Consider the following 26,517-nt stretch of genomic DNA (forward strand, 5'->3'; position numbering starts at 1 on the left):
AAATTCTCTTCGCGAAACTCGGGCCACATGCGTTCGGACGTGTAGATCTCGGTGTAGGCAATCTGCCAGAGCAGGAAGTTCGAAACCCGAAACTCTCCCCCGGTCCGAATCAGCGGGTCGGGGTCGGGAAGGTCCGGCGCGTAGAGATAGGCGGAGAACATTTTCTCGTCGAGGCGCTCTGGATCGAGTTTTCCCGCCTCGGCATCGCGCATGAGTTGGCGAGCGGCGTCTACGATTTCCTGTCTTGAACCGTAGGAAAGCGCAACGACGAGGGTCATGCCCCGATTGTTGGCGGTCTTCTTGATGGCGTGCTGCACCACCATGCGGGTCGTCCGTGGCAGACGATCCATACGCCCGACGGCGCGCACGCGAACGTCCTTCTCCATGATTTCGGGCAGCTCGATTTCGAGGTACTCCTCGAACAGCCCCATCAACGATTTGACTTCGCCCTTTGGACGGTTCCAGTTCTCGATGGAAAACGCGTACAGGGTCAGCGTACCGATGCCCAGATCGTGCGCCCCACGCACCACCGCGCGCACCGAGTCGATACCTTCGCGGTGGCCAAGATTTCGGTCGAGGCCTCGATCCTGTGCCCAGCGTCCGTTGCCATCCATGATGATGGCGACGTGACGCGGAATTCGATCTGGATCAATCCGCGAATCGCTCATCGGGTTCAGACCTCCAGGACTTCTTTTTCCTTCTGGGCCGTCAGCGCATCGACTTTGCCCGTGTACTCGTTGGTCAGGTCTTGTATGTGCTTATCGGCGCGATGACGGTCGTCCTTCGGGAGCGATCCGTCGCTCTCGAGTTCTTTCAGCATCGCGATGGCATCCCTGCGTGCTTCCCGCACCCCGACCTTGTGCTCTTCGGCACTTTTCTTGACCTGCTTCACCAGATCCTTGCGTCGCTCTTCCGTCAGCGGCGGAACCGAGATGCGGATGACCTTGCCGTCGTTGGCGGGATTGAGACCGAGTTCGGAGGACTGAATGGCCTTCTCGATATCGTTGAGAGCGCCCTTGTCGAACGCCGCTACGACCAGCAACCGTGGGTCCGGAGCGCTGAGGTTTGCCAGTTGGTTCAGCGGCGTCAACGTCCCATAGTAGTCGACCATGACGCCGTCGAGCAAAGCCGTACTCGCGCGACCGGTGCGCACTCGGAGAAGATCCTTGCGATAACTCTTGACCGACTTCTCCATCGCATCGCTAGCTTCTTCGTAGATCATCTCCAGATCTTCTTCGGCCATGACTTCCTCCGCTCTTCCCAGTTCAGGCGGTCGCTCAAACTTGCTCGCCATGGTACATCGATCAACGAACAACCATCAATTCCGAACGATCAATCGGTGACGATCGTCCCCACGGTCTCGCCCTGTATTACCTTCATGAGATTTCCCGCGACACCCATGTCGAAGACCACGATGGGGAGCGAGTTCTCACTGCACAGTGCGATCGCCGCCTGGTCCATGAAGCGAAGACCATCCCGAATCGCCTGGTCAAAAGTAATCCGTTCGTAGCGGATAGCGTCGGCGTTCACATGGGGGTCGGAATCGTAGACGCCATCGACCTGGGTGGCCTTGAGAATCACGTCGGCCTCGATCTCGGCGGCGCGCAGGGCCGCAGCGGTATCGGTACTGAAGTAGGGGTTCCCGGTCCCGCCCCCGAAGATCACGATGCGTCCCTTTTCGAGGTGGCGAACCGCGCGGCGGCGGATGTAGTGCTCCGCCACCTGGGCAATGTCGATGGCCGAAAGTACCCGGGTCTGCAGTTCGATCTTTTCCAGCGAATCCTGCAACGCCATGGCGTTGATCACGCTGGCAAGCATGCCCATGTAGTCGGCGTTGGTGCGATCCATTCCTTCTTCGGCCGCCGTAATGCCGCGAATGATATTGCCCCCACCGATCACAATGCTGACCTGCACCCCCGTCTCGTGAACTTCGCGAATTTGTTGCGCGATGGTTCTGATCACTTTGGGATTAATGCCAAAGCCGTCCTTTCCGGCAAGCCCCTCGCCCGACAGCTTGATCAGCACTCGACGATAGGCTGCGCCAGCCACTACTGGGTCGCCTCGCCAAGCTTGAAGCGGATGAACGACGCAACCTTGAGGTCGTCGCTGGCCGCCGCAAGCATCTTCGTCACCGACGTGTCGGGGTCCTTTACAAAGGGTTGCTCGAGCAGACAGTTCTCGGCGAAGAACTTGTTGATCCTTCCCTCCACGATTTTGTCTACGATGTTTTCCGGCTTGCCGCTTTGCAGCGCTTGATTGCGCAGGATCGACTTTTCACTTTCGACCAGATCGGTCGGGACGCCGTCGCGATCGATCGCGATGGGTGTCGGGTCGATCGCCGCAACGTGCATGGCGAGATCCCGGGCGATTCCAGTGAATTCGCCACCGTTTGCACCGTCGAGCGCCACCATCACACCCAGACGGCCTCCGGCGTGAATGTACGTACCGAGCACGCCGTCACAGGAAACCTGCGAGACGCGCTTGAGTTCGACGTTCTCGCCCAGCTTGCCCGCGGCGGCCTTGATGCTGTCATCGACGGTGCCCTCACCCAATCCGAGTCCCAATGCGGTCTTGGAATCGTGCTGATTGCCGTCCTTCGCGATTGCGTCGGCGATCTGCTGGCCCAATCCCTGGAATTCGTCGGTGTTGGCTACAAAGTCAGTCTCGCAACCGAGTTCAATGATGGTCCCCCGGCCGCCATCGATCGCGATGACGATCGCGCCCTCGCTGGTTGCACGCCCGGCTCGCTTGCCGGCTTTGGAAAGGCCGCGCTCGCGCAGCAACTCGAGAGCTCTTTCGGGATCTCCTGCGGCCTCGGTCAAAACCTTCTTGCAATCCATCATTCCTGCGCCGGTCGATTCGCGCAGCGCCTTCACGTCTGCGGCTGAAACACTTGCCATGGGATCTACCTTTCTCTCTTGCGTTCGGTCTTCAATGAAGTTCCGTGCATATGCTCGGTGGTGGCTTGATGATTCCCCGTATCAGCCTTCGCTCGAAGCTTCTTCCGCCTTCGGCTCGGGGGTGCCGGTCGGCGCTGCCGCCGCAGTCTCTTCGGGCTTGTCCGGCGTTGCCTCGGATTTGGCTTCGGACTTGGCTCCGGACTTGGCGTCGGCACCTGCTTTGGCTCCGGACTTCTTGTCGTCGCCCCAGCCTCCCGAACTGCGGGTGCGGCCCGAGCCGCCATCCTGATTGCCGCGTCCGCGTCTGGGTGCCTGCTTGATCTCGACGACGCGTCGGCCGGTTGAGGTTGTCCCCGTCTTCGTGTCCTTCTCGACCTTGGGCTGCGAAGCGAGCTTGGCAGCGTGGAGCGCGGCGCCCTCGATGCAGGCGTCCGCGACGGCATTGCAGTACAGCTCCACCGATCGAATCGCGTCGTCGTTGCCCGGGATCGGAAAATCGATGCCATTGGGACTGCAGTTGCTATCCACCACGCCGATCACGCTGATCCCCAATCGTTGGGCCTCAGAAACCGCGATCGCCTCCTTGCCGACATCGATCACAAAGATCGCGGCCGGCAACTTGGTCATCTCCCTCATGCCGGCGAGCGACTTGGCGTACTTGTCGCAGGCCCGGCTCATGCGGGCGAGTTCTTTCTTCGAAAGTGCATCGCGCTTGTCTTCGTCGGCCTGAATCTCGAGCATCAACTTGTACTGGTCGATCGACTTCTTGACCGTCTTCCAGTTGGTCATCATGCCGCCGAGCCAGCGCGAATTGACGTAAGCCTGTTTGCAGCGACCCGCGCTCGCCATGATATGGGGAGCGGCTTGCCGCTTGGTGCCGACGAACAAGACTCCCTTTCCTTCGGATGTGACTTCGCGCAGGTGGGCCAGCGCCTTCTTGAACAGCGGAAGGGTCTGGTCGAGATCGATAATGTGGGTGCCGTTGCGCGAGCCGAAGATGAAGCGCTTCATCTGCGGGTTCCAGCGGTGGGTCTGGTGACCGAAATGCACGCCGGCTTCGAGCAGAGATTGAATGGTGACTTCGGTGGCCTCAAACGCCTGGGCCATTTCACTCGAGGGTGCTGCAGCGGCGGAATCGCCTGCAGCGGCGGTCGGATCGACCGTCGTTTCGCTCATTTCGCTCTCCTTTGCGGTTGTGCCTCCGCTCCACTCCGTGCAGGACCCCGAGCATGGCAGAGGGCGCCCTGATCTTCGAACCCCCAACCCGAAACGACCGCGAGGCGCTAACTCCGCGGGACGATCCCGCGCAGTCTTCCTCGATTCGGCAGTTCCGGGCACCGCAGGGGCAGAGTGAAACGTGTGTTTTTTCGCGCCGCAGCTTAGCGCCTTTGATTTTACGGCGCTCGGGGCAACAAGCTGAAATCTCAGGGATTTTTGCGCGATTCTCGCAGCGGGCCCGAATCTGCTAGGTCGTGTACTCGGCGTTGATGCGCACGTAGTCGTAGCTGAGATCGCAGGTCCAGATCCGCGCCTTGGAGCGTCCTGCCCCGAGCTGGACCTCGATCAGGATGTCGTCACAGGCGAGGCCCACCTCAGCGCGCTTTCGCGCCCTGCCGCCGGTTGCGGAACCAGCCCTGAAAACCGAGACACCACACAACTTCACCTCGACCCTGGGGAGCTTCACCTCGACCCGGCCGGCCCCGATCGTCTGCAGGATCCGGCCCCAATTCGGGTCCCGACCGAAGAGCGCGGTCTTGACCAGCAGCGAGTTGGCGATGCGCCGGGCGGCCAGATCTGCCTGTTTCGGATTTTTGGCGCCGGAGACTTCGACCGTCACGAGCTTGGTCGCGCCCTCTCCGTCCCGGGCCAACATGCGCGAGAGTTGCTCGGCAACCTCGAGCAGCGCAGCTTCAAAGCGTGCAGCGCCGGGACTTCTGGCACTCCTGAGGATCGCGTTGCCAGCCAGACCGTTGGCGAGGAGCAGCACGGTGTCACTGGTCGACCCTTCGCCGTCGATCGTGACTCGGTTGTAGGTCTGGTCCGCTACCCGTCGGAGCGCGCCCCGCAGATAGGCAGGGGTCGCGGCTACGTCCGTCGTGAGAAAGGAAAGCATGGTGGCCATGTTGGGTTCGACCATGCCGGAGCCCTTGGCGATGCCCGCAAGCGTCACCGCCTTGCGGTTCACGACCGTTTCGATGCTCGCGCACTTTCCAAACGTATCTGTGGTCCGAATCGCTTCCGCAGCCTTGCGCATGCCATTGGCCGCGAGCCTGTTCCCCGCATCTCGAATGCCGGATCGAATGGCAGCCATCGGCAGGGGTTCGCCGATCACCCCGGTCGAGGCCACGAACACTTCGTCGGCGGAACAACCGAGGGCCTTTGCTACATGGGACGCCATGCTTGCGGCGTCGCGTGCGCCCCGCTCTCCCATCGCCGTGTTCGCGCAGCCGCTGTTCGCCACCACGGCCCGCGCCCGTCCAGAAGCCGCGCGCGCGCGACACCAGGTGACCGGTGCACCGACGATCGTCGATCGCGTAAACACCCCGGCCACGGAAGCCGGAACCTCGCTGGCAATCAACGCCAGATCGAGATCCGCTGGTTTCACGCCGCAGTGAACTCCCGCATAGCGAAACCCCGGCACGGGCAGCGCCTTGCCGCCAAAGGCTTTCGCCCGGCTCGCGCTTCTGCTCTTGGATGCGGGAATGGGTCGCTTTCCGGAGGACATGGCGAGGAGGTATAGCGACTAAGCGGAATTCGTCACCACGTTCGTCATCGCGTCGGAAGAGCGGAGTTCAGGCGCCGCAGCACTTCTTGAACTTCTTGCCGCTGCCACAGGGGCAGGGATCGTTTCGCCCCACCTTGCCGGAGGTTCCACCCCCCGCTCCTCCGCTCCTATGGGGGCCGGAGGCTTTGCCGGGAAGCGCCGCATCGTTTTCCTTGCCGCGATGTCGCACGGTCTCGATGCGTGGGGTGGGCAGAGTAAAGCGGAACAGGACTTCGACGGCCTGGTCGTCCATGCGCTGTTCCGTTTCGGCGAACAGTGCAAAGCCCTCGCGCTGATACTCGACCTTCGGGTCCTTCTGGGCGTAGCCCCGCAAATTGATCCCCTCGCGCAGGCCGTCCATCGTGTGCAGGTGATCCTTCCACTGGGCGTCGAGTACCTGCAACAGGATGTCGCGCTCGAACCACTCGAACTTGGGGTAGTTGAGGTCTTTGTACTGCTCCACCATCTCAGCGCAGCGCGTCTTCTTTTCCTCGAGAAGCACAATCAGGCGATCGAGTACAACCCGCCCGAATGCATCCCGGTCGTCCTGGGTTTTGCCTTCGGCGTTGATGAAGGGAGGTTGATCGGCTTCGAGGACGAGACCGAAGTGTGTCTTGAACGCCGCCGCAATCTTGTTGACGTCTTCGACTTCAGGTGAGCCCTTCCGAGGCCAGTGTTCAGCGAGGACATTGACTACGATCCCCTCGACCATCTCTTCGATTTCCTGCTGCAAGCTGTCGGCCAACAACACGTTCAGGCGGCGGGCGTAGAACGCCTGGCGCTGCTTGTTCATTACGTCGTCGTAGTCGAGCAAGTGTTTGCGCATGTCGAAGTTGCGGGCCTCGACCTTCTTCTGTGCGCCCTCGATCACCCGGGTCAGCATGCGGTTTTCGATCGCCTCGCCCTCTTCGACGCCGACCCGATCCCACCACTGCGCGACCTTGTCGGCTTCAAAGATGCGCAGGAGATCGTCTTCCAGCGAGAGAAAGAACTGGCTCGAACCGGGGTCCCCCTGGCGACCCGAGCGACCCCGCAACTGGTTGTCGATGCGCCGACTCTCGTGGCGTTCGGTGCCCAGGATGTGGAGCCCTCCGGCTTCGAGGACTTGCTTCTGCGCCAGACTGCACTCGCGCTCGAAGCGCAGCAGGATTTCTCCGTAGTCTTCGTGCTCTTTGTCACCGTGACACTTCTGCACTGCCATCACCTCGGGGTTGCCCCCGAGCACGATGTCGGTGCCGCGACCCGCCATATTGGTCGAGATCGTGACCGCCCCCTTGCTTCCCGCCTGTGCGACGATTTCGGCTTCGCGTTCGTGATGCTTGGCGTTGAGCACGTTGTGCTTGATGCCGCGCTTCTTGAGCGTCTTCGATAGCGACTCGGACGTTTCGATCGAAATCGTACCCACCAGAACAGGTTGCCCGCGTTCTTGTCGCTCGATGATCTCATCCGCCACCGCGTTGAACTTCTCGCGCTTGGTCTTGAACACGACATCCGACTGATCGTCTCGGATCATCGGTCGATGGGTGGGAATGATGGTGACTTCGAGGTTGTAGATCTTGGCAAACTCGGCGGCTTCGGTGTCCGCGGTCCCGGTCATGCCTGAAATCTTTGAGTACATCCGGAAGAAGTTCTGGAACGTCACCGTCGCCAGGGTCTGGTTTTCACTGCGAACCGTGATCCCCTCCTTGGCTTCGACGGCCTGGTGCAGACCATCCGACCAGCGACGGCCGGGCATCGAACGCCCGGTGTGCTCATCTACGATGACGACTTCCTTCTTGCCGCTCTCCCCCACCGTGACCATGTAGTCGACGTCGCGCCGCTTGAGCGTGTGCGCCACCAGGGCCTGGGAGATCGCGTGATTGATCGGGAGCGCCTCCGGGTCGTAGAGGTTCTCGACATTCAGCATCTGTTCGATTTTGTGGATCCCCGCTTCAGTGAGCATCGCGGACTGGGCTTTTTCGTCGATCCAGTAGTCCCCGGTCTCTTCGATGCCTTTCGCTGGCTCCCCCTTGGTTCCCGCCTTGAGACTGGGAATCACTCGGTTCACCACGCTGTAGATCTGGGTGTTTTCTTCCGAGGGACCGGAAATGATGAGCGGGGTCCGAGCTTCGTCGATCAGAATGGAATCGACTTCGTCGATGATCGCGTAGTTGAGTTCGCCCTGAACGCGATTTTCCGCGTTGAGTTTCATGTTGTCGCGGAGATAGTCGAACCCGAGTTCGTTGTTTGTGCAGTAGGTAATGTCGCAGCCGTAGGCGTCGCTTCGCTCGAGATCCGTCAACCCGTGCACCATCGTCCCAACCGTGAGGCCGAGAAAACGATGCACCGCGCCCATCCATTCGGCGTCGCGTGTGGCGAGGTAGTCATTCACAGTGACGATGTGCACGCCGTCACCCGAGAGACCGTTGAGGTACGAGGGAAGCGTCGCGACGAGGGTCTTGCCCTCACCTGTCTTCATCTCGGAGATCCTGCCCTGGTGGAGGATGATGCCGCCGATGATCTGCACGTCGTAGTGGCGCTGACCCAGGGTTCGTTTGGAAGCTTCGCGCACGGCGGCGAAGGCTTCGGGCAATAGAGCGTCGAGAGACTCGCCCTGCTCGAGGCGCTGGCGAAAGACCGGCGTCAGCGCTGCGAGTTCAGCGTCGCTCAGTTTCTCGTATTCGGGTTCGAGACTCGCCACGCTGACCACGAGCGGGAGCACCCGCTTGATCCAGCGGTCGTTGGCGGTTCCAAAGACCTTGCTCAGCACTCGTTGCATGCGGGTTCCAGCTACTCCCGAGCGGGGGATGGGCTCAGCGGATGGGCGCTCGCGGCATGACTCCCGACAAGCCGCCCGATAGGCCCGCGCACAATCGACTCTCCGTGATGGGAAAACCGTACGGGGACCCGCTCAAAAAATGAGGGGGTATCATCGCTCAGTCAAAAATATAGTCGAGGGGGTTTCGGGCCTTCCCGTTGACTTCGACCACATAGTGCACGTGGGGACCCGTGCTGCGCCCCGTGCTGCCCACGGATGCAAGAAGTTCGCCTCGCTTGAGTTCCTGGCCAATCTTCACATGGATTTTCTCGGCGTGACCGAACAGGGTGCGTACACCGAAACCGTGCTCCACCACGACGGTATTGCCCAGGGGGCCCTTGCGTCCGACGAAGACCACGCGTCCCGCGGCGGGAGCGACGATGTCGGCTCCAGTGGCCGACGCGATGTCAATCCCCGCATGGTGTTGTCGACGACCCGTAAACGGCGAAATTCGCGGGCCGAAGCGCGACGTGAGCCAGCCCCTCGTCGGCCAGATCGAAGGCATGGAGGTCAGGCGGCTGTGCTTGTCTTCGAGCTGAATCATCAGTTCTTCTAACGAGTGGGTCTGGATCTCGGCGCCAACCCCGATGGCCTTGGCCAACTCGTCGAGTTGTCGCATGGCCCGGGCCTTTTTCGTTGCGAGTCCCGTCGCATCGGGCGTTCCCCCGGCGCGAATCGGCACCAGATCCCCTCGCATGGCATCGCGCAGTGCTTCGTCGCCCACTTCGCCGGTACTCACCGGCACACCCACAGGAACCCGGAGATTCGCGTCATCTGCGTCCGGCGCAATGCTGCCGTCCGGAACCACCTCGGTAATGCCGTCGCCTCCCACTGCGGTCGAACCCGGCAGGTTGGCGATGATGCGAACCTTGCGTTCGAGTTCTCGCACCGCAGCCATCTTGTTCGTCATGTCGTCGAGGGTGATTCGGACCCGCTCCATCTCGCTGGTCTGTTCCTGGCTCCGAACGCGAAGCTCGGCCAATTCGGCGTTGTCAATCCGAGCGCGGTAGTAGTCAAAGCTAGCGAGGGCAAATACGAGAACGGCAATTCCCATCCCGCAAGCCATCCGCTTGATCGTTTCGCTACTCACCTGGATTCTGCGGATCGGCGACGTTTCATCGCCGACGAGTATCAGGGTGTAGTGTTTCATACTATTGATCCCCGCCCTTCCAAATCGATCGAGATCTCACGCTTCTCTCTTTGACGCCGAGGGACCCTCTCCCCCGAACTCAATTCGTCTTGCCAACCTACTCCGGCAAACTCACACCGATAATCAACCTGCCCATCCGCAGCTCATCGCCGTTCTTGAGTTGCTGTCGCTCTGCACGCGATCCATTCACCAACGTCCCATTGGTGCTTGCGAGATCCTGAACGTAGAAACCGCCGTCGTCGTACCCAATCGCAGCGTGGGCGCGGGATATCGTGGCCTCGGCGAGTACGACGTCGGCTCCTCGGCCGCGACCAATGACGAGCCAGTCGCGATCCAGGACAACTTCGAGCCCGTCGTAAAATCCAGACTGAATCTGGATCGAGCCCCCAGCCGGCACGGGTGAGGACACCGGCTCCGACGCCTCGTTTCCCACTGAATCCATCGCCCCCTCGAAGCTTCTAGTGCGTGACGTCCGTCACCCCGAGAAAGGCGAACGCAACTCACCCTCAATCCATCGGAATTTGAATTCGGAGCTTGACCCCTTCTTCTGCCGAGTGAGGGCCGTAGCGAGCGCGGGAGGAGATCTACTTCTGTTTGAGGGGTTTTCCCCTCAGTAACTCTCTGGCATGTCGCCGGGTCGAGGCCGTAATTTTCTCGCCACCGGCCATTCGGGCGATCTCCTCCACCCGCTCGGAGGCATCGAGCCGGCGCACCGTGGCGCAAATTCTGCCAGCTTTTTCGGCCTTCTCCACCCGGAAATGCGCATCTGCAAAGGCTGCAATCTGGGGGAGATGCGTGATACAGAGCACCTGGTGGTGCTGTGCCAATTCGGCCAGTACCTGGCCCACCCGCTGGGCCGTGCGACCTCCGATGCCAGCGTCAACTTCATCAAATACTAGAACCATTCCGCGACCTTCCCGGCGCAGGCCATTCTTGACGGCCAGGAACACCCGGGACAGCTCTCCCCCCGAAGCCACCTTTTGCAGGGGGGCGAGCGGCTCCCCGGTATTGGCCGAGAATTTGAATTCTGGCGCTTCATTTCCCGCCGCACCGCAGGGCAGACCAGCGGGGGCGGCGGCAACCTGCAGTTCGACCTGAAACGTCGCGTTCGGCATGTCGAGTGCTGCGAGTGAACGCTGCACCGATTCGGACAACGCACCCGCCGCCTTCACCCGCCCCTTGCTGAGTTGCTTCGCACGGCGGATCAACAGCTTTTCGACCTGGGCGCGTTCCGTTGCGAGGGTTTCCTCGCGCTCACTCGCGCATTCGATGCCGGACAGCTCGCTCGCGACTTGTTCGCGAAACACGAGGACATTTTCGACGGAGCGACCGTACTTGCGAAGCAAACCCTCGAACTGGGCGAGCCGTTGTTCCAACGCCTCGAAGCGCGCGGGGTCGGCTTCGATGCCATCCGCGTAGCGCTCAAAATCCTGGGCCACATCCCGCAGTTCGACATCGACGCTGCGCAGGCGCTCGACCAACGCACCCAGCCCGGTGTCCAGATTTGCAAGACCTTCTCCCAGCCGAAGCGCAAGGGTCGTTGCATCGATCGCACTGGCCCCCTCGACCCCGGTGACATCGCCTTGCAGTGCGTGGACCAACGCGGCTCCGTCTTCTTGCAGCTGACCCGCATGTGCGAGCCGACTGTGTTCGGCGTTGAGCGATGCGTACTCTTCGGGCGAGGGCGAAACCGCATCGATTTCTTCGAGTTGGAACGCCAGGAAGTCGCGACGTCGTGCTCGCTCTTCGTCTTCGCCGCGAATCGCCGCCAGTTGCGCGTCGATTGCCCGCACCCGGTTGAACGCTTGCTCGACCTCGGCGCGCAACGGCAAGAGCTGACCGGCAGCGTCGAGATAGCGACCGTGGCTTTCGGGGCGGAGCAGCGCCTGGGAGCTGTGCTGACTCGAGATCTCGATGCGGCCGGAAAACAACTCGGCCAAAGTCGAGATGGGGACCAGTTGCCCGGCAATCCGAGCACGACTGCGGCCAGTCGCCGACAGGGTGCGGTGGACGAAGAGTTCGTGAGAGTCTGCGTCGGACGAATCGACAAATCCGCGCTCAGAAAGTTCGTTCTCGAACTCGGAGAGACCCTCGGTGCGAAACACCGCTTCAACCGTGCCCAGATCCGACCCCTTGCGGGGGATGTCCGCCGAGCCCCGGGCCCCGGCCAGCATTTCGAGGGCACCGAGAATGATCGACTTGCCGGCTCCGGTTTCCCCCGTGAGCACGTTCAGGCCCGGATCAAATTCGAGCTCAGCCTGTTCGACGATCTTGATCTCGCGAATGCGCAGGGTTTCGATCAACGGTCGCCCCAGTTGAGTTTGGTGTGGAGAATCTCGAAACGATTGCGAAACGGCGACGAGACGATGTGGACGCTGTGAGGCGAGCGCCGGGTAATCACTCGGTCGCGGTCAGACAACTCGAGGCCGTCTTGACCATCGATCGTGAGGGTCGCGGAATCGGATCCAGAGATGTGTCGCACGCGGACCTCGACCTCGGTGTGTTGTGGCAGCACCAACGGTCGTTGATTCAGGGAGTGGGGGCAAATCGGCGTCAAGACGATGGCCTCGAGACCGGGAAGCAATATGGGGCCAGCCGCCGAAAGTGAGTAGGCCGTCGATCCCGTCGGAGTGGAGAGGATCAGGCCGTCCGCGTGATAGGTCGTGACCTTGGAACCGTCCGCGAAGGTTTCGAGATCAATCATGCGGCTGAGCGCAGTTCGCGTGATCACCAGATCGTTGAGCGCGAGATAACGCGCAATCTCCTGCTCGTCCCGGTAGACCCTGATGTCGAGTCGCATTCTCGGTTCGATCGGGAAGTCGCTTGTGAGCATGCGGTCGAGACATTCTTCCATCTCGTCGCGATTGACCTCGGTCAGGAATCCCAACCTTCCCAGGTTGATGCCCAGAATGGGAACGTCCCGGGTGCCCAACGCTCGCGCGACGGAGAGCAGGGTCCCGTCGCCGCCCACGGATACGATCAAGTCGACCTTGGCGCAGAGTTCGACGCGGTCGAAGATCGGTATCTCGAGCCCTCGATCGACCTCTCGGTCGAGCACGAGTTCAACCTGGCGCCCCGCTGCCCAGGTGACCAGGCGGGCCACCACCTCCTTGCAATCCGGTTGATCCGGCTTCAGGCATATGCCGATGGATTGAATTTTCATGCTCGCCTCGCAATGGCTGGGTGCGACTGTCCCAATCATCCCACTTGCGGGGCCCGTACTCAAGGGCGGGTGCTGCGATAGGGACGAGCGCTAGGATAAAGGAACCATGCCGGCAGACGAAACTTTTGATCTCTTTCCCGACCGCCCCAAGCGCCAGGTCGAGGCCCGAGCCCCTCTGGCCGACCGTATGCGCCCTCGACGCTTCGAAGAGATGATCGGACAGGATTCGGTGGTCGGCCCCGGCAGCGCGCTGCGCAGCATGGTCGGCGCCGGTGAACTCCCGTCCCTGATCTTATGGGGTCCTCCGGGAAGCGGAAAAACGACCCTTGCCTGGTTGCTCGCCGAGACCCCCGACACCCGCATCGAGCCCCTTTCTGCCGTGGTCGCCGGGGTCAAGGAAATTCGCATCGCGGTCGATCGCGCTCGCCGGACCCCCCTGAGGACGCTTCTCTTCATCGACGAAATCCACCGCCTGAACCGCGCCCAGCAGGACGTCCTGCTCCCCCACGTCGAGGCGGGCACCGTAACCCTGGTGGGGGCCACCACGGAAAATCCGTCATTCACGGTGAACGCTCCCCTGCTCTCGCGCTGCCGCGTCCTGACCCTCGCTCCACTCGACGAATCGGGTTTGCTCGAGGTTCTCGATCACGCCTGCAGGGACAAGGAACGCGGGCTCGGCGCGCTCGATCTGAAATTCGACGACGAGACTTTGCCCGCCATCGTGAGCGCCGCAGACGGCGACGCGCGAAGAGCCCTCGGCATTCTGGAAGCCGCGGTCGCAGCGCATCGCAGTGGCGCAGATCCGCACGGCCCGGTCTCCCCCGAGATCGTGCGTGAGGTCGCCGGCCGCCGGGTCTTGATCCACGACCGCGATCGGGAAGAGCACTACAACGTCGTGAGCGCGTTGATCAAGAGTCTGCGCGCCAGCGACCCCGATGCCGCCCTCTACTACATGGCGCGCATGTTGGTCGTCGGCGAAGACCCCCTGTTCATTGCTCGACGTCTTTTGATCTTCGCCTCAGAGGACATCGGCAATGCGGATCCCAACGCGCTTCCTCTGGCGATGGCAAACTATCAGGCAGTCGATCGGCTCGGCATGCCCGAAGCCCGCATCCCGTTGGCCCAGACCGCCACCTATCTCGCTTGCGCGCCACGCAGCAATGCGGCCTACCGAGCGCTGGACCGGGCGATGGCGGTTGTCGAACAGACGGGCTCACTGCCGGTGCCAATGCACCTGCGCAACGCACCAACCAAATTAATGTCAGACCTGGGATACGGTCGCGACTACCGCTACCCCCACGATGAACCGGACGCGATGGTTGCAGCGAAGAACCTGCCGGACTCGATCGCGGACGAACTGTTCTACGCGCCGAGCGAGCGCGGCGCCGAAGCCGAAATCGCTCAGCGGCTAAAGCGCTTTCGGGCTCAGCGCGAGGGTCGGGACCAGGGCGAGGGTCAGGGCGATTAGCGCGGCAAGCGCATGTGGAAAGGACCGACGCTGGGTCGAGGTCGGCTCAGTCCGGGACGGCGCGCTCGACCCGGTTGCGACCTGAGTCTTTTGCGCGGTACAGCGCCTGGTCCGCAGCTTCGATTAGTACCTCGGGGGTCTCCATCGAAAGATCAAACTGCGCGACCCCGAGGCTGATGGTGACCGGAATCGACCGACCGTCGGCACTGGTGAACTCTTCGTTTTCGACTGCGCCGCGCCAGCGTTCGGCAAGGCTCGCGGCTCCGCTTTGATCACAGTGATTGAGAACGACGAGAAATTCTTCTCCCCCGAAGCGCCCCCCCGCGTCCGTCGCCCGCAGCTGGGAAATCAGCAAGGCACACGTGCCTTCGAGCACCGCGTCCCCGGCGAGATGTCCAAAAGTATCATTCACGTTCTTGAAGTGATCGAGATCGGCCATGATGACGGAAAGGGGTGATTTATAGCGGCGCGCGCGCAAGATCTCGACCGTCAGATATTCCGAGATGTAGCGACGGGTGCGCAGGCCGGTCGTCGGATCCGAAGTCGAAATCTTCGCAAGCGTTTCGTTCTTGTCTCTCAGTTCGTCCTGCAGCCGCTTGAGTTTCAACTGCATCTGCAGACGTGCGGCGAGATCTGGACCGTTGAACGGCTTGCAGACGACATCGGAAGCACCGCCCTGAAGCAGGCGCGTTCTCCGATTTTGATCATCCGAGGCGGTCACGACAATGAAGGGCGTGTTGCTGAGTTCCGAATTGGACTCTTTGGCCCTGAGCAATTTCTCACCGTCGAAGCCGGGCATCTCGAGATCGCAGATCACCATGTCGAGTGACTCACTCAGCATGAGTTTCAGACCGCGAATACCGTCACTCGCTTCGAGAATCTGATCGAATATCTCAGCGCTCTCGACAACGGATTTGATCTCTGAACGAGCGGTAGCAGAGTCATCTACAATCAACAGTGTAGCCACAGCAGCAAATCTCCAGGAGAACCGACCGTGGTTGCCTCTTCGGCACACCCTCAAAATTTCTGGACCGAGCGAATAGGCGCTGCCCGCCCATTCTCACTCGGACTCGGCTGTGAGAAGACCTCTCTGCTCAAAATTCAGCCGCAATTCGTGTGCGATCTGTCAGCGAACCCATGAGAGTTAAAGCCGAAACCCGCGGCAGCCGATGTCGCTTGCAAGCTCCTTACGAAGTTCTCTCTCGGGAAGAATCAACTTGGCCAATCACGATTCAAAAAATCACGATCCCCTGGCCGGCAATGGGACATCGGGTGAGCCGGTGCCTCGAAGCCGCGACAGCTGGTCCCAGCGACTCAACTTGTTTGCCCAGACCAGCGGTTCAGCCTCCTCCGACGCAGCCGGTGCCGAGCCGGATGAGTGGGAAGCGATACGCCTGGCGCCGCTTCCTCGCGCCCAGACACGCAATTCGGTTTCGTCTCAGCGGGCCGACCTGAATGCCCCCACTGCAACCGCTTCGGTGAGCGCGGAGGTCGATCTGCATCTTGCGGCGGCGCGTCGTGAAATCGCGGACCGAGACGCAGAAAACGTAGGGCTGCGCGGTGCGCTCGGCGCGGCGCACCAGCAACTGCGCTCCCGCGAAGCCGAGATCGCCGACCTTACGACTCGACTCGCCGTCGCCAACGCGACGACCCATGCACGACAAGAAGAATTGGCGGCGGTCGCATTGCGCAGTGCATCTGGGGATGAAAAGCTGGACACCCTCGAGCGCGAACTGAGACTGATGTACGACAAGCTGCAGCGCGCGGGAGAAACCGCCGAAAACCGCGATACCAAGATCGAAAACCTGCGCGCAACCCGGGCCACACTCGAAGAGACACTCAAGGCGAGAGACCGGGTCATCAAGGCGCGGGACGAAGAGCTGAGTGCGGGGGAGCAGGAGTTGCAAGCGTATCGCGATCGCATTGCGACACATCAGAAGTGTATCACCGACCGCGATGCCGAAATCGCCATGCTGAGCGACCAACTACTCGCTCACCAGGAACGGGCGCGAAGCCTCGACGCGGAGATTGGCGGTCGCGAAGAAGTCGTTGCCCACCAACGTGAGAAGCTCGCCCAGCGCGACGAACAACTCGCGAGCCTGCTCGCGACGCTCGACGTCGTCGAGCGGACGATCGCCAGCCGTCCCGGGGTTTCGGATCTACCCGGGCGGGGGGCGCCGAATTTGCCAGAGCCGCGACCAATCGATACTCCGATCCCGGCCCGCAGAGCATCCGATGACATTCGAGTCTCAGCGGCGATCGGTGCCGCTGCCGAGCCCGAGGCCGTCCAAATGCGCGAAGAAGCCGTCGATCTCGAGGAGCGGCTGACCTCACCGCCCGCGACTGATCAACCCGTTGCATCCGAAGTCGACGACACGACCGACGTCGAGGAACTGGCTTCGGAGGATCGGGAAACCTCCGGCTCCGATACCGAATTGGATGCCGGTTCCGATGCTGATGCCGACGTCGACAGCGTGACCGACGAAAGCCCCGAAGCCGAGGACGCAACCGAAGTCGCAGAAGCTGACGAGCAAGAGCCACCCTCCCCGTCCGACGACGAACCAGTCGAAGCCAGCGAGAGTGAGACAACCGCTGTGGACGATAAAGTGGAAGATGAAACGCAATCCCCACCCGAGACCGACGACGGGACGGCTTCGGTCATTTCGGCGACCGCATTCGAAGACGAACTCTACAATCTCGAATCGGCGGGGGACCTGTTCAGCCAGCGTCCACCCCCGCAACCGCCGATCTTCCGCTGGTGGCGCGACCATCAGATAAAAACGGTCCTCCAGATCGAGGAGGTCGAGTCCTTCGACGACTTGCTCATCACGACCATCGCCCGGGAATGCGAAGCGAAGGGCGACCAGACCCTTGCAATCTGGAGCTTGTCGGGGGCCGACGCTGAACTGGAGCTTCGCATCGCCCACGGACTCGTTGCGGCCGGGCATTCAAATTTTTCCATCGAATGCCTCGACGACCGCACGAGCTGGCACGAAATTCGGGCCGACCTCGCCGAGGCGGACGGGCTCCAGGATCACGTCTTCTCGCTGCCCGCTTCTCTCGCGAGCTTTCCCGAGGACCAACAATACGATGTCTTCATCGCCGACGGATCCCTGGCCCATGTCGCAGATCTTCCGGGCTTGTTCGAGCAGATCCAGAAAGCCTGGAAGGACGATTCTGTCATGTTGATCGGCGCGGTGCTGGGTCCGAGTGCAGTCGGCAGCTCCCCCGAAAACATCGAAACCATCGATCGCATCTGGAACGTCATGCCCGATCGCTACATGTGCAACTATCTGACCGGCGAAGAACAGACCACGTTCTCCCCCTCGGATCCGCCCAGCGACGCACCTGGCAATGGCGGGCCACTCAGCCCAGGCAGTACACCCCTGCTCACCCTGCTGCTCGATTCCTTCTGCTTCGAAGTCTTCGCAGCCTTCGGAAACCTGATCAATGCGTTCGTCGGCCCGGAGATCGGCCTCAACTTCGATCCCGAGGACGAATCGTGCTGCAGCTTTATCGAGCGCTTTGCTCTCCTGGACGAAGCACAAATAGACGCGGGCGGCATCCACCCGGTCCACATGACGGCCGTGTTGCGGAGTTCATCGGTCCCCGATGCGATCATGCTCGACAATCGCACGCCGGAACGCTGCTTGATGCTCGAAGACTAGGAAGCTGCGGGGAAGCGGTTCAGGCCGGAAGTGACATCGGGACAACGACCCGAACGATCGAGCCCGCGCCGGGTCTGGTTTCGACCTCGAGTTCGCCGCGCAATGACTCGACAATCTCTTCGGTCAACTGCAACCCGCAGGCCTGACGCTCACGGACGTTACCCTGGGCGTCGGATTCGAGGCCAGTATCGCTGGCACACAGCTCAAAACACAGTCTGACTCCGGCGGCACCGTCGTCCATGCAGCTCACGAACAATTCGACGGGACCGTCTTCGCTGCAACGGACTGCATTGCGACCGATGTGGACCAGTAGCGGACCCATCCAATCGGGGTCTCCGCGCAGCCGATCCGGGACGTTGCGGTTGCATCGAATATCGAACCTTTCGCTGCGTCCGTGGGTCTCGCCTTCCATCCACGCCGCGACCTCGGTCAAGAGCTGACGCAGGTTGAAGTCTTGAATTTCGATCGCAGGAACGATCGCGCTGTTCGTTGCGAGTTCGATTCCGCCCATCTCGGAGGCCAATACTCTGCGCGACTCTGCGACCAACCGGTCAATCGCGCGCTCACGCTCCTGGGCCAGTTCGAGTTCGAATCGCTCGCGAGCCGCGGCGAGTTCGCCCAGCGCGCTCTGGCGAGCCTCTTCGAGTTCGTCTTCGAGCCGATTGCGATGCGATGCGAGCTCTCGCGCCGATGCCAGACTGGCTTCGGAAACCCGTGGATGTAGCGTTGGGTCGATTTCGTCTCGGGGTTCGACGGATTCGGGTACGGGTTCCTGCGCAGGAGCGGGAACTTCATCAGAGGCGCTCGCCTGGATTTCTTCGACTTCATCTTCGGCTTCATCTTCGGCTTCGTCTTCATGCGCGCTCGCCGGCTCTAGCTCCTCAGCGAGTTCGTTCGCGAGATCCGGTAGTTCCTCCGGACGATCTGAACCCTCAGCCGCCTGTGCTCCGCCGGAATTCACTTCTTCGGCCAGGGCCTGATTCTCCGCGTCAATCTTGCTGGCGCGCTCCGCGAGGACCGAGGCATTTTTCGCCAATCGCGAGGACACTCCGCCGGCTGCGCCTGATCGTCTTCTTCTATGACGAACGAAGAGCGCGGCGACCGGGACGAGCACCACCACCGCGGCCCCGCCCAGAAGGACTTCGGGGTTTTCCGCCAAGGCTCCGTCTAGATCGAAGTGCTCCGCAAGGCGAATTCCCGAGGCGAAATCGATATCTGCAGCTGGCGCCGAGAGTACCCACGAAAATAACAGTTCCGATGCTTCGCCTCCAACCTTGAAACGAAGCAGGCGCTGTGCAGAAGCGTCGCCAAAATACGAAAAAGCGTACGCATCTTCTTGTGCGTTGAATGCCTTTAGCAATTTCGGATATGCGGCTCGAAGAACCGAGCCTGCGCCCTTTGCGTTCGTGAGACTCAGTTCGGCTTCTGGATGCAACAACACGGTGCCATCGTCAGACACGAGCAGCGCGAGGGAGCCATCGGGCAACGCCACACTCACTCTCGCGAGCAGGTCCGACAGGTTCAAACTGATGAGCACGAGGCCCACCACCGATCCAGCGGAGTCCATGACCGAAGTCGCACTCCGCATCACCGCATGGTGAGCAACGTCGTCGACATCGACGATCACCGGAGCCGAAATAGACGGCACTCCGGCCTCGCTTTGCATCACCCGTCGCAGAAATTCGGCATTCCAGTCGGGACGCGGATCGACCTCGGTTGTGTGCAGACGACCATCTGACTTGCGCTCGACGCGAACCACCATCAGGTCCCCATTGGGAACGCCGCTGAAGCGGCCGAGGTAGGTCATGTCGAGAACATCATTGCGAAGGGTTGCGAGGTCGCGAATGGAAGCCTCGAGTCGCTGTCTCCAGCGCACTTCGATCGACGCAACGGCTTTGGGCGAAGCGTCCTCCCCCGAAGTGGCGACGCTCCCCACTGCTTGCGTCTCGGCGGTGGCCTGGGGCTCAGAGGTCACCTGGGCGGAAGCCTCGCCTACGCGTCTGACCAACTCGAGTACATCTGCGTTCAAACCCGCGAATCGATCGCGAAACGTTTGACTTGCGCGATCGGAGATTTCAGCCAACTCGTCCAGCTGTGCATTGTGGCTGTTCTGGATGACCAAAAAGACGAGGCCAGAGGTCAGGGCTGCGGCAAAGACACACAGCGCAAGTGCGCCGCGCATCGTCTTCGAACCTGCAAAGGATTGCGCAGTCGATCGCACCAAGGACGTCACGGACGACTTCGCCGATCCGGCAGCCGCCGCTAATTTCGCAAAATCAAAACGAGCCAAGCCCTACTCCCGACAGTAGAAGACGTGTTCAGCCCTTATCTATCGGATTGCGTCCTCGTTGCGCTTAGCTGTGATTGGACAGCATTGGTTCTCCACACCACAGTGCGTTCGAAACTCGGTAATAATGCGGGCTAACATTGGGGCTTCATCCCCAACTCCACTGCGGAGAGAACCCGATGTCGAAAAGAAAATTCACCCGACGTCCCGAGATCGGGACTCTCCGGATGAACTGCTAAAACATGAGGTTCGTTGTCCTCGGCGATCTCCATCTCGATCCGCGAAACCCAGAGCCGTTCGAACGCGCTCGAGATCAGATCCGCGCCCTCGAACCGGAAGCGATCATTTGCCTGGGCGATCTCGGTAGCGGCCGCAAGTCGGGCACCCGGGGCTCGTTCGAAGCCGCGCGTTCGTACCTGGCTTCGTTTGGCGTTCCCTCCAGCGCAATTCTGGGCAATCACGATCTCGAGCGAATTGACCAATTCTCGAGCGACGCCGAGGTCGTGCAGTGTTTCACTGAAGTCTTCGAATGCGAGCGGCCCTACCAATGCGTAGAACTCGGCGAGACCCTGGGCATCCTGCTCTCCTCTACCGGCTTTCGCGGCAATCGGGGCTACCAACACGAGGTTTCGATCGACGATGCGCAGTTCGCCTGGTTTCGCAAAACCCTCGAGGCCAACCCCGAGCGCCCCACCGCCGTATTCTCCCACGCCCCCCCACTCGGATCACACTTGCGCGTGCTCCAATACCCCCATCTTCGCGCCGGCAACGCCTGGCTGAACCAATCGAATCGGCCACAACGTTTTTTGGATCTGTTGGGCGAGCACCCGCAGGTTCGTCTCTGGTTTTCTGGACACAACCATCTGGGACAGAACTATCCGGACTCGGTCTCGCTGGTGGGACGTTGCCTGTTCGTGCACACCGGCGTCATCGGTCGCGAAACCCGTGATGGCCAGCGTCACAGCCGCCTTGTCTACCACGCAACCGACACTCGGACCGACCAGCCCAGCATCCGGGTCGATACCCTGGACCACGCAACGGGCCAACTGGCTGCCGATGTCCGCTTCGACCTCAGCGCGAACCGGATCGAGCGCCCGCCACCCGCTCCCGCCGAACCTATGGATCGTTTTTTCTCACCGCGCTCCTTCGACGACTCGAAAACCGACAGCGAATGCTTCGAAATGGGGCAAAGCCTGTTCTGCAAGCACCGAGGCATGCTGGTGGAATACGATCGCCGGCTGGGCGACCCGATCGGTGTCGTCGACGATTGGCCGGGCCGCAGCCGGATTACATGCGAAGGAGACTGTGTCGTAGTGCACAGCTGGCTCGGTCGGCAGCGAATTCATGCGAACCCAGACGGATTCTATTTTCGGATTCCCTCGCGAAAACCCCGGCTGATCAACGAGGTGCGAGTGGCCGTTGCGCGTCGATTGGGGCGCAGGATCTGGTGATCGCCAATCGCCCGGGACCTCGTTCGCAATGGAACGGTGTCGCCGGACGACTAGTGAACGTGCATCGCGAAGCGTCCCACGCCGGCTTCCAGGCAAGCGAACGCCTCGGGCGTGAACCGCCCGTACGTCGCGTTGCACCGTTCGGCGCGTCGTTTTTCCTCCAGAGCGGCCGGGCCACACGCCGTGAGCCGCAACAGTGTCATCACTGTCGTGGCATTAAACAAGACGGGTCCGGCTTTCCACTGTACACGTTGCACAGAACACTCCTGGATCGCCAAGTCGAGGCGGCGATGCCCACTATCTATCGGCACGAAACGCAGGGGCTGAACGTCAATGAAAATGTTGATGAAGAGACCGCGGAATGCCCACGCGTGAACACTCCCGAAATCACCGGTAACTAAAAGGCAGGTTCTACGGGTAGCGAGTTGGGGGGGTCGGCATGAGCCAGGGGGGATGGCGGGGCGGACGGGACTCGAACCCGCAACTTCTGGCGTGACAGGCCAGTGCTCTAACCAATTGAACTACCGCCCCGCATCCTCGAAGCGGGCAGAGATTGCCTGATTATCCCTTCCCTGCAAAGGGGTTCGGGGAAAAAAGGACTGTCGGCGGTACAGTATCGCGATTCATGCAGAATTATCTTCGCCCTCGCCATTATCTTCGCCCTCGCCGCAGCGCTCTCGGCCCAAAAAAGTCAGCTTTGTTCCAGGGACTCGTCTGGGCGGGTCTGCTCTTGTCCCTGCCCCTGGTCGGCTGTGGGAACCGCAGTTTTGACGCCTCGAAGCGCCCGGACATCGTATTGATCACGCTCGATACCGTGCGCGCGGATCATCTGGAACTCTACGGCTATCCCCGAGTGACAGCGCCCAATCTCGCAAGACTCGGGGCGTCGGGCATCGTATTTGAACGCGCGGTGGCTCAGGCTCCGTGGACCCTGCCCAGCATGGCGAGCATTCATACGGGTGTTGCCCCCAGCGAGCACGGCGCCGTTGACAACGCGAGTCCCATCGATGCCGCGCTCCCGACACTCGCTGAAGTTCTAAAGACCAGCGGTTACCGCACCCAGGCCGTAGTGAGCCACGTCTTCGTCGGCAGCCAATTCGGCTTTGGCCGAGGCTTTGACTCGATCGACGAATCGCACATACCGGGTCACGACGGGTCGAGTTCGAGAGTGCTCACCCAAACCGCCCTCGCCCTGTTTGGCCAGCCGAGCGATGCCCCGAGCTTTCTATGGGTGCACTATTTCGATCCCCACTATTCGTATCTGCGACACGCAGAGTTCGACTTCGCGACCGGGCGGAGCGGGCGCTTTGGCGACGCCATCCATTTCGCGTCGCCCGAAGGGACGGAACTCCTCGACCTGTCGCCGATCGAAAGGCAGTACATGAGCGATGTCTACGACGAAGAACTTGCCCATACCGACCATTGGCTTGGCAGTCTGATCGAGGGCGTGCTGGCTGCCGACCGCAATCGCGCTGCTGTGTTCATCGTGACGGCCGATCACGGCGAAGCTTTTCTCGAGCGAGGCCGTCTCGCGCACGGCAAAGACGTCTACGACGAACTCATTCACGTTCCGCTGGTCATCGGCGGCGACCTCGAGGATTCGATGCGGGAATTGAGGATCGGTCAGCCGGTCGAAACCGCATCCATTGCGGCGACCGTCCTGGGACTGGCGCGGGTCGAGCAGCACTCGGTTCCGGGAACCGATCTCATCTCCGCAACCCTCAGCCACGAGCTTCCACCCCACGTCTTTTCAGAGGGCACTTACGCGCGCGGCAGCGATGGGCGAAAACTGGCCATCGTGCACGGAAGCTGGAAACTGATCCATCATCTCGACGACGATCGGTACGAACTCTACGACCGGGCCCACGACCCCGGCGAACTGAACAATTTATTCGACGACCCCGCCAGTGCAAAAATCAAGGACATGCTGATCGACGCGAGCGCGCAGCGAAGTGCAGCGTTACGCGCTCTGACAGCGCGCGAGATTAAGGCCGCGCTCTCCAGGGCAGAACGCGAAAAGCTTCGCGCGCTCGGCTATCTCGAGGACCTCAAGGACCTGAAAAACGATGAAGAAGGTGCCCCGGCGAATTGAGATCCGTGGAGAGGTAGACCTGATCCACGCGATTGCGGTTTCCCGTCGGCGGCACTCGGAATCTTGGGTGCCCTGAGGGCTGCATCAACGAAACCGCCGATGCGGGCGCTAAGTGAGTTCCACGTCGACGATCTCCCAGTCGCTGCCGATCTGCTCGAGTGCCTGGGACTCGGCGTGCTCGCGGGAGATTGCCCTGAAGACCAGCGAGCGCGAGCGGTTCCCGCCAATTTGCTTGGCCTGTATACGATACTTGGCCTGGGGCTCGGGCTTCGGCATTCGCGGCGGCAGCTTGCGCTTCTTGGGCTTTGACTCCGGTTTTGGCTCTGGTTTTGGCTTCGACTCCGCGGACTGTTCCGTGGCGGCAGTCACATCGTCAGCCGTGCCTGTCCTCCCGCCGAGGTGGCTCAGGGAGGCGATGAAGTCGTAGTACTCGGGCGGGGCCATGTTGATGCGCAGTCCCACCCCCGCGGTCGCAACCGTCGCGAGGTGACGCGGGACCCGCAGGCTGCGGACGACGCAAGCCCGCACCTCGATCGCCTGGCTGAATCCGGGAGGCGTGAACGTAACGCCGATTTCCCCACCCGGATTGATCGGCTTGAGGGTCTGCACGAACAGGCCCTGGGGCGACACATCCAGCACGAAGCCCCGAACACGTTTGTCGCCGTCCATGAATTCGCACGGAAGTCGCTTGCGGATTCGTATTTCCAGTCTTCGGTCCGCGCCGGATCTACGGCCTTCTTCGTTCTCGCTTCGGCCTTCGCCTCTGCGGTCCTTTCCGCTCCGGCGATCGTCGTCGTTGGACACCATGATTTCTCCCCACCATACACACAGATATTTCGGCGTGCCGAGTGAGGTGCTTGAGAGCGACGGGGCGTCATCGCCTAGTACCAAATCCGTGATTCTATAGAACTACACAAATGCGAGATTTTATCGACGCGAATAGCGGACTGGCAGCAGAAGAGATCTCCAGGCCAGATGTCTTGATCGTGGGGATGAAAGGTGGTGGACCTACACGATCCAGAATATGGGGTGCTACAAGAAAATGAAGGCGATTTGCGCTACATATCCATCGGACGGTGAGTTCCAACTCGCCGTTTCGCCAAAAAGTAGCTCGAGGCCGTTCGTGACGGAAGACTCCATGGAGTACGAGTTCATATTCGAGCCAGGAGCGAACTGCGTATTGATCCGCGCCTGCGGCATCGCGACGATTGAGGGTTGGGAGGCACTCGATGTCGAGCTGGAGAACCATCCCCAAATGCGATTGGATCTAGACGTCCTGCACGACTACCGGGAATTAGACCTTCGGCAACTTTCCACTGAGAATATTGTGGCCAGCTCCAATTTTACCAAGGAGTTTTGGGCAGCGAAGGAACGCGGTCGCTGGGCGTTCGTCTCCCGAAGCAAGGCCGACTTCGGCATGCTGCGCATGTGGGAACTCCGCACGCAGCACGGTGTCAACGCGAAGATCCAGGTCTTCAAAACCATCGAAGATGCCAACGAGTGGCTGGAGCGCTGAGCAGTGTTGTCTGCGGCGCCCGATGCAAGCGGTGACTGATTCCGGATGAATGTTTGGTGGGCGTACACGGACTCGAACCGCGGACCTGCTTCTATTTACCCTGCGATTCCAGGACAGTTCGCCGATAGAGAGTTGCTGTATACGAATCGTATACGAAACCGGTATATTGCCCTCGGTGGCTTATGCCTCGCGTCCGTCCCTCACAGCCTCAAGCCACCCGCCTGGTGTCGCCCCGTTTTGGGAAGGAGCGGGTGGGGCTGTGTTCCTCTCAGCTTTCGGGTTGCAGTTGGAATAGCTGGATGGCGCAAATATTTCCCGCGTGCGCGCTCGATGTAGGATCTGCGAAGTCATTGAAGTTCGGATTTCCCACAATACTTGTAATTCCGTTTTCCGTTCGGCTCGTGGGATCGAGTCCCCAGCGGGCCGCGACATCTGCGATTCCTCCGATGTCGTACTGGGTATTGGCCTCCAGAACAAACGACATCGGATCAGAGTTCTTCCAAGTGATTTCGTCATCAATCGCAACCGGGAACGATTTGGGGGCACTTTCGAAGACTCGAGTCTCGCCGGAATCGTGATTGAAAATCAAGAATTTGACGTTGCCGTCGGCACCCATGTCGTTCAGGACCGCGATCTGATTGATGGTCACCGGATCGCTACCCGTCGAAAGAAAAGTTCCACAGGAGTTTCCTGCTCCACGGGTTGTACCAGATCCACTGATTACCGGTGAGCCGTCGAAGATCAGGGTCATTACCTCATCGCTACCTCCCGAACCGCTGCTTCCGCCGCAGGCCGTCGTCACGATGGCCAGTGAGAGGAGTCCAATCCAAGTCCAGATACTTTTGATCATTGTCATTTATCCCTTCCGTCCCGATGGTGTGAATCACAGTCAGAGCCTACACCGATCGTACAAGAAGCGCGGGTCAGCATTCCAGAATATTCTGGTCTCCGACTGCAACGCCTGGAAAATGCCGCGTATTTTGCGTTCACCCCGTCTCGCGTCAGCCACCTCATCGAACCTGTAGATGTGTTACCGATAGAGACTTCCGCCTACGGACTGAAATCCCCCGTGGAATGGTCATAATCGGGGATTCTCGGACCCAAAAGCCCGCTTGGACTTCCTCTGCCTATCCGGTTCGCTCAGCCACGCTTCCACTCTTCGGGGCATAGGTGATTTAAGAGGGGTTCCACATCACACCGCCAAGTAGCAGAAGCGGATTCGACACATTTTAACGTATGAATGCACAAAATTGTGTTCCAA

The 26,517-nt window shown here is 60.8% G+C and carries 21 protein-coding genes and 1 tRNA gene; 5 read left to right on the top strand and 17 right to left on the bottom strand.

The window, feature by feature from the left end; genetic code table 11:
* The 11 genes from uppS to IH881_15540 form a co-directional block, all read right to left on the bottom strand.
* A partial coding sequence (gene uppS / locus IH881_15490; GenBank protein MCH7869098.1) for a di-trans,poly-cis-decaprenylcistransferase occupies window positions 1-668 on the bottom strand: 668 nt, incomplete at its 3' end.
* Between the two features lie 5 nt (window positions 669-673).
* Window positions 674-1,222, bottom strand: coding sequence for a ribosome recycling factor (frr, locus tag IH881_15495; protein MCH7869099.1), 549 nt, complete (start codon window positions 1,220-1,222; stop codon window positions 674-676).
* A gap of 110 nt (window positions 1,223-1,332) precedes the next feature.
* Complete coding sequence (locus tag IH881_15500) at window positions 1,333-2,049, bottom strand: UMP kinase (GenBank protein ID MCH7869100.1); 717 nt, start codon at window positions 2,047-2,049, stop codon at window positions 1,333-1,335.
* A complete protein-coding gene (locus IH881_15505) occupies window positions 2,049-2,900 on the bottom strand; it encodes an elongation factor Ts (protein ID MCH7869101.1) in 852 nt (283 codons plus the stop codon). The genes IH881_15500 and IH881_15505 overlap by 1 nt, the downstream gene beginning before the upstream one ends.
* A gap of 81 nt (window positions 2,901-2,981) precedes the next feature.
* Window positions 2,982-4,007, bottom strand: a complete 1,026-nt coding sequence (rpsB, locus tag IH881_15510) for a 30S ribosomal protein S2 (protein MCH7869102.1) — start codon at window positions 4,005-4,007, stop codon at window positions 2,982-2,984.
* Window positions 4,008-4,365: 358 nt separating this feature from the next.
* Window positions 4,366-5,625: a bifunctional glutamate N-acetyltransferase/amino-acid acetyltransferase ArgJ gene (gene argJ / locus IH881_15515; protein MCH7869103.1), complete on the bottom strand. Its 1,260-nt coding sequence runs from the start codon at window positions 5,623-5,625 to the stop codon at window positions 4,366-4,368.
* 67 nt (window positions 5,626-5,692) lie between these two features.
* Window positions 5,693-8,422 carry a preprotein translocase subunit SecA gene (secA, locus tag IH881_15520; GenBank protein MCH7869104.1) on the bottom strand — a complete coding sequence of 910 codons (2,730 nt, stop codon included), beginning with the start codon at window positions 8,420-8,422 and terminating at the stop codon, window positions 5,693-5,695.
* 157 nt (window positions 8,423-8,579) lie between these two features.
* Entirely contained in the window at window positions 8,580-9,611 is a 1,032-nt protein-coding gene (locus IH881_15525; GenBank protein ID MCH7869105.1) for a M23 family metallopeptidase, read from the bottom strand.
* 97 nt (window positions 9,612-9,708) lie between these two features.
* Entirely contained in the window at window positions 9,709-10,053 is a 345-nt protein-coding gene (locus tag IH881_15530) for an FHA domain-containing protein (GenBank protein MCH7869106.1), read from the bottom strand.
* 142 nt (window positions 10,054-10,195) lie between these two features.
* The gene (recN, locus tag IH881_15535) at window positions 10,196-11,914 is read right to left on the bottom strand and encodes a DNA repair protein RecN (protein MCH7869107.1); all 1,719 of its coding nucleotides are present in this window, start codon (window positions 11,912-11,914) and stop codon (window positions 10,196-10,198) included.
* Window positions 11,911-12,774 carry an NAD(+)/NADH kinase gene (locus tag IH881_15540; protein MCH7869108.1) on the bottom strand — a complete coding sequence of 288 codons (864 nt, stop codon included), beginning with the start codon at window positions 12,772-12,774 and terminating at the stop codon, window positions 11,911-11,913. The genes recN and IH881_15540 overlap by 4 nt, the downstream gene beginning before the upstream one ends.
* A gap of 106 nt (window positions 12,775-12,880) precedes the next feature.
* Between IH881_15540 and IH881_15545 the strand changes: the two genes are divergently transcribed.
* Window positions 12,881-14,242: a replication-associated recombination protein A gene (locus tag IH881_15545; protein ID MCH7869109.1), complete on the top strand. Its 1,362-nt coding sequence runs from the start codon at window positions 12,881-12,883 to the stop codon at window positions 14,240-14,242.
* Window positions 14,243-14,288: 46 nt separating this feature from the next.
* Here IH881_15545 and IH881_15550 read toward each other — a convergent pair whose 3' ends face one another.
* Window positions 14,289-15,209, bottom strand: a complete 921-nt coding sequence (locus IH881_15550) for a diguanylate cyclase (protein MCH7869110.1) — start codon at window positions 15,207-15,209, stop codon at window positions 14,289-14,291.
* Between the two features lie 250 nt (window positions 15,210-15,459).
* On the opposite strand from IH881_15550, the gene IH881_15555 reads away from it, so the two are divergent.
* Window positions 15,460-17,910: a hypothetical protein gene (locus IH881_15555; GenBank protein MCH7869111.1), complete on the top strand. Its 2,451-nt coding sequence runs from the start codon at window positions 15,460-15,462 to the stop codon at window positions 17,908-17,910.
* A gap of 19 nt (window positions 17,911-17,929) precedes the next feature.
* Here the strand turns inward: IH881_15555 and IH881_15560 are convergent, their stop codons facing one another.
* Window positions 17,930-20,143 carry a sensor histidine kinase gene (locus IH881_15560; GenBank protein MCH7869112.1) on the bottom strand — a complete coding sequence of 738 codons (2,214 nt, stop codon included), beginning with the start codon at window positions 20,141-20,143 and terminating at the stop codon, window positions 17,930-17,932.
* Window positions 20,144-20,439: 296 nt separating this feature from the next.
* On the opposite strand from IH881_15560, the gene IH881_15565 reads away from it, so the two are divergent.
* On the top strand, window positions 20,440-21,648 hold the full coding sequence (locus tag IH881_15565) for a metallophosphoesterase (protein MCH7869113.1): 1,209 nt from the start codon (window positions 20,440-20,442) through the stop codon (window positions 21,646-21,648).
* A gap of 50 nt (window positions 21,649-21,698) precedes the next feature.
* Here the strand turns inward: IH881_15565 and IH881_15570 are convergent, their stop codons facing one another.
* Together IH881_15570 and IH881_15575 are read right to left on the bottom strand one after the other, a co-directional pair.
* Complete coding sequence (locus tag IH881_15570) at window positions 21,699-21,905, bottom strand: hypothetical protein (protein MCH7869114.1); 207 nt, start codon at window positions 21,903-21,905, stop codon at window positions 21,699-21,701.
* Between the two features lie 197 nt (window positions 21,906-22,102).
* Window positions 22,103-22,179 (bottom strand) — tRNA-Asp (locus tag IH881_15575).
* A gap of 166 nt (window positions 22,180-22,345) precedes the next feature.
* Here IH881_15575 and IH881_15580 point away from each other — a divergent pair.
* On the top strand, window positions 22,346-23,740 hold the full coding sequence (locus IH881_15580; GenBank protein ID MCH7869115.1) for a sulfatase: 1,395 nt from the start codon (window positions 22,346-22,348) through the stop codon (window positions 23,738-23,740).
* 108 nt (window positions 23,741-23,848) lie between these two features.
* On the opposite strand, the gene IH881_15585 is transcribed toward IH881_15580, so the two are convergent.
* On the bottom strand, window positions 23,849-24,547 hold the full coding sequence (locus IH881_15585; protein ID MCH7869116.1) for a PilZ domain-containing protein: 699 nt from the start codon (window positions 24,545-24,547) through the stop codon (window positions 23,849-23,851).
* A 316-nt stretch (window positions 24,548-24,863) separates the two neighbouring features.
* On the opposite strand from IH881_15585, the gene IH881_15590 reads away from it, so the two are divergent.
* Complete coding sequence (locus IH881_15590; protein MCH7869117.1) at window positions 24,864-25,256, top strand: hypothetical protein; 393 nt, start codon at window positions 24,864-24,866, stop codon at window positions 25,254-25,256.
* Window positions 25,257-25,524: 268 nt separating this feature from the next.
* On the opposite strand, the gene IH881_15595 is transcribed toward IH881_15590, so the two are convergent.
* Complete coding sequence (locus IH881_15595; GenBank protein ID MCH7869118.1) at window positions 25,525-26,112, bottom strand: hypothetical protein; 588 nt, start codon at window positions 26,110-26,112, stop codon at window positions 25,525-25,527.
* Window positions 26,113-26,517 lie beyond the last annotated feature (405 nt).

This window comes from Myxococcales bacterium, from assembly GCA_022563535.1.
Taxonomy (GTDB): Bacteria; Myxococcota_A; UBA9160; order UBA9160; family UBA4427; genus DUBZ01.